The organism is Paenibacillus sp. FSL R5-0887 (assembly GCF_038002305.1).
Lineage (GTDB): Bacteria > Bacillota > Bacilli > Paenibacillales > Paenibacillaceae > Paenibacillus_AQ > Paenibacillus_AQ odorifer.
Genome location: NZ_JBBOCE010000001.1, coordinates 1852432 through 1866982 on the forward strand (window position 1 = coordinate 1852432; position 14551 = coordinate 1866982).

12 protein-coding genes are annotated in these 14551 nt (G+C 44.0%); 5 read left to right on the forward strand and 7 right to left on the reverse strand.

What is annotated here, in order from left to right; translation table 11 throughout:
• Positions 1-59: 59 nt before the first annotated feature.
• The 6 genes from MKY14_RS08400 to MKY14_RS08425 form a co-directional block, all read right to left on the reverse strand.
• Complete coding sequence (locus MKY14_RS08400; RefSeq protein ID WP_076128317.1) at positions 60-1733, reverse strand: extracellular solute-binding protein; 1674 nt, start codon at positions 1731-1733, stop codon at positions 60-62.
• A 29-nt stretch (positions 1734-1762) separates the two neighbouring features.
• Positions 1763-2632 carry a carbohydrate ABC transporter permease gene (locus tag MKY14_RS08405; protein WP_076128315.1) on the reverse strand — a complete coding sequence of 290 codons (870 nt, stop codon included), beginning with the start codon at positions 2630-2632 and terminating at the stop codon, positions 1763-1765.
• Between the two features lie 18 nt (positions 2633-2650).
• Positions 2651-3613, reverse strand: a complete 963-nt coding sequence (locus tag MKY14_RS08410) for an ABC transporter permease (protein WP_076128313.1) — start codon at positions 3611-3613, stop codon at positions 2651-2653.
• Between the two features lie 200 nt (positions 3614-3813).
• Positions 3814-5364 carry a response regulator transcription factor gene (locus tag MKY14_RS08415; RefSeq protein ID WP_340976274.1) on the reverse strand — a complete coding sequence of 517 codons (1551 nt, stop codon included), beginning with the start codon at positions 5362-5364 and terminating at the stop codon, positions 3814-3816.
• Positions 5365-5575: 211 nt separating this feature from the next.
• Positions 5576-5923 (reverse strand): four-helix bundle copper-binding protein, encoded by a 348-nt coding sequence (locus MKY14_RS08420; protein ID WP_076128308.1) that lies wholly within the window; start codon positions 5921-5923, stop codon positions 5576-5578.
• Between the two features lie 91 nt (positions 5924-6014).
• Positions 6015-7034, reverse strand: a complete 1020-nt coding sequence (locus tag MKY14_RS08425; RefSeq protein ID WP_076128306.1) for a CobW family GTP-binding protein — start codon at positions 7032-7034, stop codon at positions 6015-6017.
• 165 nt (positions 7035-7199) lie between these two features.
• On the opposite strand from MKY14_RS08425, the gene MKY14_RS08430 reads away from it, so the two are divergent.
• The 5 genes from MKY14_RS08430 to MKY14_RS08450 all read left to right on the forward strand — a co-directional run bounded on the left by MKY14_RS08430 (position 7200) and on the right by MKY14_RS08450 (position 11937).
• Positions 7200-7718, forward strand: a complete 519-nt coding sequence (locus MKY14_RS08430; RefSeq protein ID WP_076128304.1) for a MogA/MoaB family molybdenum cofactor biosynthesis protein — start codon at positions 7200-7202, stop codon at positions 7716-7718.
• Positions 7719-8221: 503 nt separating this feature from the next.
• Positions 8222-9259 (forward strand): ArsR/SmtB family transcription factor, encoded by a 1038-nt coding sequence (locus MKY14_RS08435; RefSeq protein WP_081393629.1) that lies wholly within the window; start codon positions 8222-8224, stop codon positions 9257-9259.
• Positions 9260-9283: 24 nt separating this feature from the next.
• On the forward strand, positions 9284-10081 hold the full coding sequence (locus tag MKY14_RS08440) for an ABC transporter permease (protein ID WP_340976276.1): 798 nt from the start codon (positions 9284-9286) through the stop codon (positions 10079-10081).
• Between the two features lie 30 nt (positions 10082-10111).
• A complete protein-coding gene (locus MKY14_RS08445; RefSeq protein ID WP_076128439.1) occupies positions 10112-11122 on the forward strand; it encodes an ABC transporter ATP-binding protein in 1011 nt (336 codons plus the stop codon).
• Positions 11119-11937 (forward strand): ABC transporter permease, encoded by an 819-nt coding sequence (locus MKY14_RS08450; protein WP_076128296.1) that lies wholly within the window; start codon positions 11119-11121, stop codon positions 11935-11937. The genes MKY14_RS08445 and MKY14_RS08450 overlap by 4 nt, the downstream gene beginning before the upstream one ends.
• Before the next feature lie 304 nt (positions 11938-12241).
• Here MKY14_RS08450 and MKY14_RS08455 read toward each other — a convergent pair whose 3' ends face one another.
• The gene (locus MKY14_RS08455; RefSeq protein ID WP_076128294.1) at positions 12242-14548 is read right to left on the reverse strand and encodes a thiamine pyrophosphate-dependent enzyme; all 2307 of its coding nucleotides are present in this window, start codon (positions 14546-14548) and stop codon (positions 12242-12244) included.
• Positions 14549-14551 lie beyond the last annotated feature (3 nt).

Consider the following 14551-nt stretch of genomic DNA (forward strand, 5'->3'; position numbering starts at 1 on the left):
CACTGTAATATAACTTGTATACCACATTATGGATAACCCGGATAGTCTTCTTAATCCGCTTATTTAGCCATGTAACGGTCATACGCAGCCTGATGGATTTTTATAGCTTCTTCAATGCCCATTCCTTTGATCGTATCCACCATTTTTTCAAATTCTGAGATTGGTTTCTGGCCATTAATGATTGCTGTCATCGTTTCATTCAGATACGTGTTGACCTGACTCATAATGGAAGTGCTTTTGCTGGCTTCGTCAACGCTCAAACGAAACGGAGGAAGCGTCAAATCAGAGCTAGCCTTCATCCAAGAAGCATTAGCCTCTCGTTGCCCCTCATCGAACAATAAAGCATCCAAATAACGGCTATCCTGATTGATGGGTCCATCCATAATCGAAAGCGCATATGAGGCTAACGCTTGATCGTAAGTCAAACCTTTAGAATTGTTGGTAATGACATCTGTGAATTTTATTCCTTCTCCTTCCTTCACATAGCTCTCACCTTCAATTCCGAAGTTGAACAATTCATGTCCTTGTGGGCTGTAATTGAAATCCATCCATTGGACAATATCCTTCAGTTTATCCTTATCCGCTCCGGTAGTGATTGCTTCACCATACGTCAATACTTTATTGTTCATATTAAAAGTAGCATAAGCTGTTCCGCTAGGAGAAACCGGCCAAGGTACACCTGTAAGATTAAAGTTCGGATCGGTATCGCGCATCAGGTTGAAGAATTTACCCATACCGCTAAAGACACCACCGCCATAAGAACCGGCTAAATTATTCGTCACTTTATAATCAAAGGCTTTGCCATCGTTGGTCATAATTTCCGGATCAATAAGCCCTTCCTTATACCATGTGGCCATCGTTTCCAAGAAGCTTGAATAACCTGGCTGAATCGGCCCGTATTCGACCTTATCCCCATTCATCTGAAAACCGCCGATTACCCCAAACCCTGGTGAGAAATCGTGCAGCTTCGTCAGGTCACCAGGACCCCAGTTTCCAGTGAACGGCAGCTCATCGGCCTTCCCGTTGCCATTAGGATCTTTTTCTTTAAACGCTTTCAAAACAGTATGCCATTCCTCAATGTTGGTCGGCGGCTTCAGTCCCAGCTTATCGAGCCAATCCTTGCGCATAATCAACCCTGAAGTGGCATTCAGCTTCAGCGCATCCAGCTTCAGAAGAGGGAACATATAGATCGTTCCATCATCCAGTGTGATTTGTTTTTTTACATCCGGGTCGGATTCAATGATTTTGCGAAGATTCGGTGCATATTGTTCTATCAGCTCATTTAAACGGATAATTCGGCCATCCTCAATTAATTTCTCCGGCCCACCAACCGCATCCGCCCAATTATAATAAATGACATCTGGAAGCTCTTTCGTAGAAATCAACAGGTTGAACTGATCCTTCTGCTGTCCAAGTGGTGGGTGCGTAAACTTCACTTTGATGCCAGTCAACTCTTCTTTCTTTTTATAGCTGGCCATATCACCAAAACTCTCCAAAGAAGCGGTAAGCTTACCATCATTGGCACGCCAGTAATTAATCGTCATTCCGTCTTTTGTAATTGGCAGTGGAATTTCTGTCAGCTTCTCCACCGGCGTATTAGTTGCGGTAGTATTCCCCTTATGATCTCCCGCCTTATTACCCGCACTAGTTCCATCATTATTGCCTGAACAGCCAGCCAGCATTGTAGAAAGAAGGACGGAACTTAACATCATGGCCCCTATTTTTCTTTTCACCCAAAATCGCCTCCATAAATAAATGTTATTTATTGTTTCACGGCACCGATTAAAGCGCCTTGAACAAAATATTTCTGGATAAACGGATACACCAGCATGATTGGTAACGTTGAGATTATGATAGTGGCGTATTTGATGTTCTCACCGATAGCGAAGCCTGTATCTACCCCAGCTCCCATTGACTCTGTACTGCTGCTAATCAGAATATCCCGCATTACAATTTGAATCGGATAGAGATCCTGACTGCGCAAATACAGCATCGGGGCTACATAATCATTCCAATGGTCAACCGCATAATAAAGAGTCATAACCGCGAGAATAGATTTGGACAGTGGCAGTACAATTCGGAATAAAATCAAGATATCATTAGCTCCGTCAAGCTTCGCCGACTCGATCAAGCTGATCGGTATTCCCTCAAAGCTAGTTTTCATTATCAAAAAATAAAAAGTACTAATCGCTCCAGGTATAATCATCGCCCAGCGGGTATCGACCATCCCGAGGTTCTGAATGAGCAGAAAAGTCGGGATCATCCCTCCGCCAAAAAACATCGTGAATGTGATTAACTTCATCAGTGTTTTTCTACCGAAAAGATCTGATCTGGACAAGGAATACGCTGCGATTGATGTCATCAATAAATTAACGATTGTCCCAACAGTTACATAAAAAAGTGTATTTAAATATCCACTATAGATTTTCGAATTTTGAAATACCGCTTTGTAAGCTTCGAGCTGAAAGCCTTCAGGCAGCAGCATTAATGACCTGGAACGCAGCAGTTCGTTCGGATCACTCACAGAGGAATTCAGCACATACAGGAGCGGATAAATCGATACAGCCATGATGCCTAACAACAGCAACACATTAATACAGTCAAAGATACGTTCACCTGCCGAACGTCGCATAGGTTCACCTCCTGTTCCTCACCAAAGACTGGTGGAGTTCACTTTTTTACTAATAGAGTTGGCAAGCAAAAGCAGTGAGAAATTTATAACCCCGTTAATTAATCCAATGGCTGTGGAATACGTATAATTGCCTTCCAGCACCCCAGAACGGTATACAAAGGTTGAGATAACATCCGAGGTTTCATAGGTTGGAGCGGTCTGCATCAGTAATATTTTTTGAAAATCGGAATTCATAACCGCGCCCAGACGCAGAATCAGCATAACGACGACAGTAGGCATAATTCCCGGCAGGGTAATGTTCAGAAGCTGTTTCCAGCGACCTGCGCCATCTATTTTGGCAGCCTCATATAATTGGGGATCAATTCCGCTAAGCGCCGCCAAAAAGATGATGGAAGCCCAGCCCGCACCTTGCCAGATGTTGGAGAGAATATAAAGTGGCCGGAACATATCCTTCTCTGCCAGAAACATCACAGGCTGTAGATCAAAAAAGCTACGAACTACGTTAAACAACCCGCCATCAAGTGCTGAGAATGTTTTTAACATGCCGACAACAACCACGACTGAAATGAAATGCGGCATATAGCTAACGGTTTGAATCGTGCTTTTGAACCACTTATTCCGGACCTCATTTAACAGCAAAGCCAATATTATGGGTGCCGGAAATCCGAAAATAATACTGTAAAAGCTAAGAATCAGTGTGTTCTTAATAATCCGCCAAAAGTAGTAGCTTTCAAAAAACATTTTAAAATTATCAAACCCGATCCACTGCCCCGCCATAATCCCTTTTATAGGACTATAGGATTTCTGAAAAGCCATTAGCAGACCGTACATCGGCCCATAGCTGAAAATCAGATAAAAGAGCACCACGGGAATTAACATGATATACACATATTTATTCCGCTGCAGTTCTTTTTTCACATAAGACCATTTGCCGAGTTTCATACCGGACTTCTTGGTCAGCAGCTGATGCTTAAGCTCCATTGGTTGGCCTCCCCGTATGTAATATGACTAGCTTCCTTATGCACATAACTTTACAGGTAAAGCTGTCCTTTCCCCATGTTCATATCCGGTAATTATTTGTTCAAAACCGTGGAACCCTCTTTGTCCTCGCACACAAAAATACCCCACAGTACTTATCGATCAAGTACGTAGGGTATATGGGCAATCTTTAAATGAAACAATTATGGAGCCGTTTTTTTATATTCGGAAGGAGAAAAACCCGTGAATTTCTTGAAGGCTTTGCTAAAGTAGGATACATTATCTCCAAAACCGACTTCTTCAGCTAGAGGTCCAATCGTAAAATGTGCACATCCTTCGATGATTTCGAGCGCTTTTTGCATCCGGTATTTCATAACATAATTCGTAAACTTTTCCCCCGTTTCTTTCTTGAACATCTTACTAACATAATCAGGATTCATATAAATCTCCTGTGCAACAGTCTGCAAAGTTAATGTCTCTTCACAATAACGCCTATCCACGATACGCTTTACCTCTGCCACCATTTGCGATTGCTTACTGCGATTGCGGCTATAACGATCAAGGGTAATCTCTTCTGCAATACTCATTACAAACTGCTGAAAAGACTGGAGCGTGCTAGTCTCCATCATTCGGGGCAGCTTATCAATATACGTCTGCATCTTGTTCTGATCACTCAAACGTATAATCTCCATGAAGATCTGGATCAGATAGGATTTGGTCTTGGCAATGTCATATCTAAGATTCAGAAGTTGATGCAAAAGTGACAACAGCTCGCATTCAGCATCTGCCCAGTGCCCCGCTTTAATGAGCATAACGAGGTGTTCGAGATCCAGTTGCAGCTCTAGACCTTCCTCATCCTCTGGAATGCTGATATCTTTTTCTGTAATTAAGCTCCCTTCCCCCAGATAAAATCTATGGCTAAGACATTCAATCGTCTGCGTGAATAAACGCCTTACTTGCGTCAACTCTCCAGGTTCACTTAATGCGGCCGTCAGATCAATATGATAATATTTCATAAAGGTAGCGCGGATGCTGTCTATTTTCTCAAATAAAGCAGCTTCAGACAGGTCATCTTCCATTAATAACAGAACACGCCGCCCTACGGTGGAGCTTAAAATATGATGTTGAAAAATATCTCCCGCAATATTACTGACCGCGAACAAATGCTCATATTCATGTTCTCCTTCAATCTCTACCAGCAGTAGCCTAACACGTTGACTCTGAAAATTCAGTCCAAACAGCTCACCAAAATATTTCCATTCCTCCACACCATAGGTCTTGTTCGTCACAAGCTCCTTCAGGAATTGTTCTTTGGCATGTGGAAGTACACGTTCCAGTCCATATTTTATCGATAGGATAAAGTTCTCCTCGTACTGCCGTTCCTCTCGCTTCTGAACTACCTCGCTTAGCGCTTCATTCAGGCTCTCTTCGCTGCACGGCTTCAGTAAATAATGTTTAACCCCATACTGCATCGCCATCTTAGCATAATCGAATTCTGAGAAGCCTGTCAGCATAATAAAAGAGGTCTCAGGATGAAGCGCTGTAACCGTCGCCACCAGCTCCAGCCCGTCCATTCCCGGCATACGAATATCGGTAATAATAATATCAGGTATAGCTTGCTTGATTAATTCTAATGCCTCCAAGCCATTTTGCGCGGTTCCAATAAGTTCTGTGCCCAATGCTTCCCAGTTCATTACCGATGAGATGCCATCCAGGATAATAAATTCATCATCAACTAAAAGGACCTTTTGCATGATACTGCTCCTCCAATCTTTTTTGTAAGCGCTATCAATAATATGTAAAAGGTTAAATCTGTATGTATTTAGCATTCTACATGCTTGTTTCCTTTTTTTCTACCAATAGCATGAATCAAACAGACCTGGATATAAAAAACCAGACTATTGCTATATTTCTACAGCAACAATCTGGCTATCAGTTCATATATGAGAGTTAAGTTATACGATCTTACGCGTATACCTCAACAGCATCGCTAATCAAACGGCATGCCTCTGCAGCTTTACGGCAGGCATTAATACATTCTTGGCAGTGATTATGTATATGCTTGCTGCTCTCATCCGCGCATGCTTCACATATTTCTGCACATAGTTTTAGAATTCCAGATACAAACGGACTTTGACGGGTCATTGCTTGAATGGCATAAGAACAAATATCCGCACATTCACGATCGAGTCGCATGCTCTCACGAAGAGATGCAAGATCATATTCTTTTAGGCTTGAGACATAGCTGTAGTTACAGGCATTCATACTTACGAGACAAGCGTCAATGCACTCCTGATATTGAATTCGGGTCATAGCCTTCAACCTCCTGCATTTTTAATGGTATGCCTTACTATTAACCTACAAGATTAGGAATGAACCACAGCTTCTTCTGAAGCAGAACGGATTACAGGCTTCTTTTGATCGTTCCAGGCCGAACTAAAATACGTCCTTCCATCTCCAGCAGCTTCGTGCGTAACTCACTGGATGAGAAATGTTCCCCGATAAATACAGCTACGTCTGGCACTTCGCCTTGAGGTGTGATTTTCATAAAATCAGCTTCACGGTAAGCATATTGAAAAAGAAAGCGACTGGAGGTGTCATTAAAGGTCACAATGCCTTTAGCCCTATAAACATCACGCGGAAGCTCCTTGACGAACTGTTCAAAGGTCTCGCTGTTGACAGGTCGTTTGAAGTAATGTGTGTATGCCATCACGTGATCGTGGGAAGCGTGGGTGGCTCCTGAAGATTGCAGAGCTTCCTCATGCACATGGCTTTCGCTGTCGCTCTCTTCAAGCTGTGTATCCGTAAGAACTCCACCTGCGCTACGCAGGAGCTCCTCTGTGTCGATCTCACAACGCTCCGCTGGCATAATCGGTGCATAAGAATTCCATTTTCGCAGAACGGTTGTGATCTCTTCCGCTTCATCTGCTGAGACACGGTCAGTTTTATTCAGAATCAAAACAGAGGCGCAGCGAATTTGCTCCTGCATCAGTCGATAGGTTGCGCCCTGCTGCGCACGGTACAATTCGAGCAGATGCGCGGCGTCAACGACGGTGATCAAGCTTTTCAGCTCTACTTTTTGATACAGTGAAGTTTCGGTTACGCCATCTACAATTTCCAGCGGGTTCGCCGCACCTGTGGCCTCAATAACAACAACATCAGGTGATTCCTTCTTGATAAGAGTTGTTAGCTCTGTGCTGAGATCCCCTCGAATAGAACAGCAGATACAGCCGCCGAGCAGCTCTGCCATAGGAACGGTTTGCTCAACCAGCAGCCCATCCAGATTCACTTCACCCAGCTCATTCATCACTACTGCCGGGCGTAAGCCCTGATCTTTCCAATGTTCCAGCAGGCGCTGCAGCAGGGTAGTTTTGCCGCTTCCCAGAAATCCTGACAATATATACACAGGTACAACCTGTTCCATGATTCATCGCTCCTTGCAAATTACGGGTATGGTAGCGAGTTTACTACATGATGCCAAAGCACGCAAGCTGCACCCCTATATCCTCAAAAGATTAGCGCTGGATAACGAAACTTGTCTTTGCTTCCCCCATACCCTATCATGAGAACATCTCTAATTTAGGAGCTGATCTCATTGTCATCCGTTGAAGAACATCGGAAGGAAGCACCACAGTCCGTGTCCTGCTATATCATTACCGTCTCAGACACCAGAACTACCGAAACCGATACCGGTGGAGCTTTAATCCAATCCATGCTTGAGGCTGCCGGATATGAAGTTATAGGCCGTACCATTATCAAAGACAACTATCAAGACATTCGTGAACTACTCTATAAAAACGCTGATCACACTGGAGTTGAAGCCGTACTGCTCACGGGTGGAACAGGAATTTCTCCCCGTGATACCACCTACGAAGCTGTTTCATCCTTGCTGGATAAAACGCTGCCGGGCTTCGGTGAGATTTTTCGAATGTTAAGCTACACAGAGGATATAGGTTCGGCGGCAATCCTTAGTCGAGCAATTGCAGGTACGATTGGCAACACAGCTATTTTTTCTATGCCCGGCTCCACTGGAGCCGTTAAATTGGCTATGGAACGGCTAATTATCCCGGAGCTTCGTCATGTAATGCGAGAGATATACAAACAATAATCCCACCCATTTTTTTATAAACTAGACAAATAACCAAGCATACCTTTGTTCTGTGCGTATAATACGGTAAGTTCACACACAAAGGAGCTGAAGGAAATGTCAGAAGAATGTCCAAAATGTCCGGCCCAAACTGTCACTGACCCACCTAAGGTGGTTTATCAAGATTATTACCACCCTCAAGTTGTGAATGTTATTCACCCGGTAGAAATCGTTAGACGCCATCACTGTGTCCCAGTTCCTCGCCATTGCTACACCTATTCTGTTAAAGATATCATGTGCGATAACTCCATGATGCCTAGAGGCAGAAGATAAAACTCTACTTCATAACTCTATTAAAAGAATCCTATAAGTGAGAGAAACATCCTTGTCCAACGCATGGGGATGTGCTCTCGCTTTTTTCTGCATAAAAGATTTGACAATCCTGATCATTCCCCCTATAATTTTGAACACTTTACGCGAAAGTGGTTTTTGATTAACCAAACAGTTAATCGGAAAGGAAAGAGATGAGCTCACTCCAAACTTTAAATAGAAAGATCAAAACGGTCGTCAGTCCTTTTCATGAGTTATTATGCAGTCTGCATGTCTTCCATCAACCAGAACACCATCCAACAAGATTACAATGGGCTCTGGAGCTCAAGAAAAGAATGCCTCTTGCTCTACAGGAGAACATCCACACACTTGGGCAGTTGTCAGAACGTTGGATCGCTCTGCTAGATTTACCGGACCGTATGGGTGTCCCTATTTCTTGCAATCAAGGAATCACCCTACTCAAAAAACTTCCGGATGCAGAGCTAGTGTATCTATTTATGAATCAAGAAATTGCACTAAGTACCATAGTCGAATGGCTGAATGAATCTGAAAGCAAACGTTCGCTGATGAAGTTGAGTGGAAACGTGAAGTACCTGATAAACAATCTGGCTAGTGTTCGCAAGCTGTTAATCTCAACATTAATTACATACGAACATGATTATTTCGGGCAGGAATGGGACTATATCGAACCATTTATGAACATCTCAGCCGCTCAGTTTCAAGACTTAGCCAGTCGTTCCCCGGAAAAGGCATTAAATACGCTCCACCCACGCCTCCTCTCAGAGAACGGGACTCTGACAGTACAAAAGGCTGTAACGTATTACTTTCCTTATGACCAGCTTGGACAAGTGTACGTTTTTCCTTCTACATTCATATTTCCGCATCTGCTTGTTGGCTGGTTCGAAGACACTTTATTTTTGCCTCTCACGGTGGATGTTCCCGGTCTTGCCTTTAGTGAGGGACCGCCGAGTGACCTGTTGCGCCAACTCAAAGCTTTAAGTGATGATACGCGGATGCGAATTCTGAAACTGCTGTGGAACGGGCCGCATTGTACCAAGCAGCTTGCGCCAATATTGGGTATTTCTGAAGCTGCGGTCTCTAAACAGCTAAAACAACTAAGTGAAGCAGGATTTACCCAATCACAGCGAAAAGGGAACTATTTATTTTATTCAGTGAACAAAGAAGTCTTTGATAATCTGCTCATCCTGCAAAGGCAGTACCTTGAACAATGAGGTTAACGAAAGGTGTGAGTACATATGTGGCATATCGCTATCGCAACCCTAAAAAGAAACCAAAAATCTAATCTTAGAGCCTTTCCCTGGACCTTTACATTCGGGCACATTATTGATGGAGTTTATCTAGTCATCATCTCTTATTTTTCTTATGTGTATCTAATCAAAGGGGATATAGATTCAAAATTTGCTATCTATAGTGGCAATGATGACTATCTGACCTATGTAATTATTGGAGGTATGCTCAGTATATTTTCCGTCAGTATGATGATGAATGTATCCAGGGCACTTATTACCGAATGGAGGGAAGGTACACTTGAGGCACTGTTGCTCTCCCCTTCAAGCCGGAGCGGTTATTTTCTAGGAAACGCTGTCCAGCAGTTGTATCGAAGTGGGGCGGAATTGCTGGTGGTTCTCTTCTTTGGCCTTTTGGCAGGACTTCGACTCCCCTCTGTTCACTTCATATCTGTCCTCGTGGGAATTTTGCTATTTTTACTATCGTGTTATGCGATGGCGCTGGTGCTAGGAAGCATTATGCTTTATACAAGGGACACCTTCATTGTGCAAAATACTCTATTTACGCTAACTGCTCTACTGTGTGGATTTCAGTTTCCAAGGCAATACTTGCCTGACTATTTGCAGGTTATAGGTGAGATTTTCCCATTGACCTATGCGCTACAACTCCTTCGAGGCTCGTTGCTAACTGGAGAAGCAATACGATTACCTGACATATGGCCAATCATACTGCTTAGTGTTGTATACATAACGGTTGGTCAATGGACAAACCGGCGCATAGAGCGCTGGTTGTTCGAACGATTCTAAAACCTTGGAGGAGTGAAACCATTGATTAATATGCATGAAGTTACTAAGATTTACGAGAGCAAACATAAACTGAGCTGGTTCCGTTCGGAAAAAAGATCAGTGACAGCAGTGAAATCACTATCTTTAGATATCGCTGCGGGGGAAATCGTAGGTCTTCTCGGTCTAAATGGCGCTGGAAAAACCACTACAATACGTATGCTTTCTACTCTCCTAGAGCCAACCTCCGGCAGTATTGAAGTCGATGGAATGTTACTACACAAGAATCGACAGGCCATTCAGCAAAAAGTAAATATGATCGCCGGAGGAGAACGAATGTTGTACTGGCGGCTCACTGGTAGAGAGAATCTTGAATATTTCAGTAAACTCTATGGAATGAACAGCCCTCAAATTGCTAGAGAAGCAGAACGTCTTCTGGAGGAAGTAGGTTTGACCCAAGCTGCTGACCAACCCGTTGAACAATATTCTAAAGGGATGAAGCAACGGCTGCAAATCGCCCGCGGACTTATCAATGATCCACAATACTTATTTCTAGATGAACCCACACTTGGTCTTGATGCCCCTATTGCCAGGCAGCTTCGCAGTACGATAAGAAAGCTTGCACTGGACAGTGGAAAGGGTATCCTTCTGACCAGCCATTATTTACAGGAGGTCGAAGAACTTTGTGACCGAGTTTATGTACTGAATCGAGGCGAGCTTCTGCTCTGTGACAAACCTGAACGGATTGTCCATCAGGTTGCAGGCTCGCAAACTGCTCATTTAGAGGTTACAGGCTGGCATGAATCACTTCGTCCCAAGCTACTAGAGCATCTACGAACATTTACTCAGCCTGCGGAATTAATGGGTGTCTGCGCAACAGAAAAACTAGAACTTCAAAATGATGGACTGCAGCGCATTTCTGTAAAGACACCTTCGGCTGATAGAATCATTACAGAGCTGCTGCCATGGACTACTGAGCAGGGGCTTAGCATTAAAAGCTTCGCATCCGAAAAACCTACTTTGGAGGATGCGATTATCCTCCTTTCGGAAGGAAGGGTATCATGAACTTACATAGCTTATGGTTTACCCTTAGCGCGGAGATCACTAAGCAGCATCGAAATAGAGTTAAGGGACGCGCAGTGTTTTTTTCACTTCTACTCTGGCCGGCGCTCACCTTTTTAACCACCTACTTTACTATGCAGCCCTTTAGAACCGGAGCAGGATCAGCACTCTCAAAAGTAATACCAGATGGACGGATTCCCCTTTTTCTGCTGAGCGGATATCTCGTCTTTCAGTTATACTGGACGGTTGTGCAAGCCGCATGGTTATTCGAACAAGAACGCAAAGGGGGCACACTTGAGGTAGTGTTCCTAACGCCAGCGTCAAAAATGGCCTTCCTGTATGGACGTTCCGTATATTCACTATTTCACGGAATATGGATGTTCGCTTGCTTCTCCATTCTGACTTTCATTTTTCTTGCGGACGTAACGACTGTTAACTGGGGCGCCTTATTACCTGTATTAATACTTATCATGATATCAGCGGTTATATGGGGAGCTTTGCTGTGTGCGATATCTCTATTCTCAAGGGATTCAGGGCTACTCTATTACATCTTTCAAGCACCAATGGAGCTGTTTGGCGGGGTTCGTATTCCACCAGCAGTATTCCCAGCATGGGCAACGGGTTTATCCCTTCTGTTTCCACTCACATATAGTCTGGTTCTTGTGCGCGGGGCGTTATACGATAATATCGGTACTAGCTGGTGGTGGGCTCTCGGCGCTTTAATCGTAGGTAGTGCTTGTCTTGTCATTTGTACCCGCTATCTTCTGGTTAGAGCAGAACAACATGCAAGAGTAAAAGGAAACTGGACTTTATTCTAACTGTAAATGACCAAGTCTTTTACACATAGGACCTAAGAGACGTTATTTGCTGGTTTTTAGCTTTTTCAGAAGTTTCGCGGACTCCAGTGACACTATTCCTTCAAAAAGGGTTCATTTTGGGAGTTTTAGGGCCGATAACTGCTTTGGAGTCCGTTAGAATTTCAAACGGGAGAGAAAGCTTTGTTTAAGGTCAGTGGGGTCCGAAAACTGCTTCTTACGCGCAAATGCTCCCTAACCACAAAATAACCCGGCAGACAAATCTGCCGGGTTATTTCATATTTTATATACTGGAGATAGACACAGCTTATAAGTCAGGATGTTCGTGTTTTGCCTTGAGACGATTCCAACGGCGCTCAACTTCTTCTTCGAAGCTGTGTAAAGCTGGCTCATTCTCAGGTTTCAACAAATGACGAGTTTTACCCATTGTCTTCAGCCATGCTGAGAGCTCAACACGTTTGCCCTTATCTTCAGGATTATATGTGATATTCGTAGAACCATGCTCTACTTCATATAACGGGAAGAAGCAAGACTCAACAGCTAATGATACGATGTTCGTGCCTTCCTTATCATCAGACATCCAGTTTAGCGGACATGCGATCAGGATTTTACCATACACCAAACCTTCGTTTTGTGCGTACCACTGTGCTTTTGCCGCTTTTTTCACCAGATCCTGCGGATAAGCCTCCGAACCCGTGAAGACATAAGGAATGTTAGTAGCCGCCATAATTTGTGCTGTATCTTTATGCTGAGTAACTTTACCTTGCTGCTGCTTGCCGATACTGGAGGTTGAAGTACGGTGACCCAGTGGTGTCGAATAGGACTGCTGTGCTCCAGTATTCATGTAACCCTCGTTATCGTACTCTACAATAATCATTTTGTGACCACGCAGTGCAGCTCCAATTGCCGGTCCCATCCCGATGTCCATACCGCCATCTCCGGTTACCATAACAAATGTAAAGTCCTCTTTAAGCCCTAGTCCATCCAGCTCACCGCGACGTTTGCGTTCCCAGAACATCTCTACGACACCGGACAAGGTAGCTGCTCCATTTTGGAAAAGATTATGGATAAACGTTGATTTATGGGAGGAATACGGATACCCCGTAGTCGTTACCATGGCACAGCCTGTATGATAAAGTGCGACGATATCCCCTTCAATTCCTTTGAAGAAAGTCTCCAGTCCTGAGAAAATTCCACAACCTGGACACGCACCATGCCCTGGGGAGAGCCGTTTAGGTTTCTTCGTCAAGCTGCGCAGCGGCGGAATCCGTACGCTTAATTTGCCTGTTGCTTCATCCTGTTTCACAGTGATTAAGCCTGTCTTCAGTGAGTCAAAGTCCATTGGCTTCAGAAGACGTTGCGGAGCTTTATCTGGTGTACCCGGATTGTGGCCATAATAATCAAATGGTATGTCTACTCGATCTGCAGCAACAGCATCTATTGCTAATTGGAAAAAGGCATGACCGTCTTCTGCGTAGAAGTCCTTACCACCCAAACCGTAGATACGGCTAATTACTTTAGTCGTAGTGTTGCCATATGTGAACAGGGCTGCCTTGATTTCATTGACCATGTTACCACCATGTCCGCCAACAGAATCTGCACGGTCACCAACGGTGATTGCTTTAACATTTTTCAGCGCTTCAGCAATTTGCTTCTGCGGGAAAGGACGGATCATATTCGGCGAGATTGCACCGGCTTTGATCCCTTGCAACCGAAGCTGATCCACAACATCCTTAATAATCTCAGAGGCAGAATTCATCAAGAATACGGCTACTTCAGCATCTTCCATCCGATATTCCTCGATCATTGGATAATGACGTCCGGTTAACTCAGCAAATTCCTTCGCAATTTCTTCAAAAACTTCACCCGCATTGTACATAGCTACGGACTGCTGATAGCGGTTGTTAATATAGTCAGGTTCGTTCATATAAGGACCAACCGTTACCGGATTATTGCGGTCTAAAGTATCGGTAAAGCCTGTTGGAGGCTGCGGTCCAACAAATTTATGAACATCCTCCCGATGAGTAAAAGCTTGAACGCGGCGTTTCTGGTGGGAGGTGAAATATCCATCTGAAGCCACCATTACCGGAAGACGAACTTTAGCATGTTCCGCAAGCTTCAATGCCATTAGGTTCATATCATAAACAGATTGTGGATCCCGGCACATTAAAATAGGCCAACCTGTATTCAAAGCAAAATACAAATCTGAATGGTCCCCGTGAATATTCAGCGGTCCAGAGATCGAACGGCAGATTAGATTCATAACCATAGGCATACGCGTACCAGCTTGTACAGGCAATTGCTCAAGCATGAACATATAACCTTGGGCACTGGTAGCATTAAATACACGTCCGCCAGCCGTTGAAGCGCCATAACAGATTCCAGCAGAGCTATGCTCGCCATCTGACGGAATCAGCATAATATCATGCTGGCCATTCGCTTTCATCGTATCAAGAAATTGCGCTACTTCTGTCGATGGAGAAATCGGAAAATACCCCATTACATGATAATTAATCTGATGAGCAGCATAAGCCGCCATTTCATTGCCGGATTCATATAGGAATTTCTGCTCTACTTTAGCAGAGCCTACTTCTTTTTCATAATCTATAGCCACGTG

What these genes read in the sequence shown, in the direction of transcription:
- MKY14_RS08415 (WP_340976274.1), bottom strand. Translation starts at nt 5,364, where the DNA reads ATGCAAAAGGTCCTTTTAGTTGATGATGAATTTATTATCCTGGATGGC.
- MKY14_RS08440 (WP_340976276.1), top strand. Translation starts at nt 9,284, where the DNA reads ATGTGGCATATCGCTATCGCAACCCTAAAAAGAAACCAAAAATCTAAT.
- MKY14_RS08420 (WP_076128308.1), bottom strand. Translation starts at nt 5,923, where the DNA reads ATGACCCGAATTCAATATCAGGAGTGCATTGACGCTTGTCTCGTAAGT.
- MKY14_RS08405 (WP_076128315.1), bottom strand. Translation starts at nt 2,632, where the DNA reads ATGCGACGTTCGGCAGGTGAACGTATCTTTGACTGTATTAATGTGTTG.
- MKY14_RS08435 (WP_081393629.1), top strand. Translation starts at nt 8,222, where the DNA reads ATGAGCTCACTCCAAACTTTAAATAGAAAGATCAAAACGGTCGTCAGT.
- MKY14_RS08410 (WP_076128313.1), bottom strand. Translation starts at nt 3,613, where the DNA reads ATGGAGCTTAAGCATCAGCTGCTGACCAAGAAGTCCGGTATGAAACTC.
- MKY14_RS08425 (WP_076128306.1), bottom strand. Translation starts at nt 7,034, where the DNA reads ATGGAACAGGTTGTACCTGTGTATATATTGTCAGGATTTCTGGGAAGC.
- MKY14_RS08445 (WP_076128439.1), top strand. Translation starts at nt 10,112, where the DNA reads ATGCATGAAGTTACTAAGATTTACGAGAGCAAACATAAACTGAGCTGG.
- MKY14_RS08450 (WP_076128296.1), top strand. Translation starts at nt 11,119, where the DNA reads ATGAACTTACATAGCTTATGGTTTACCCTTAGCGCGGAGATCACTAAG.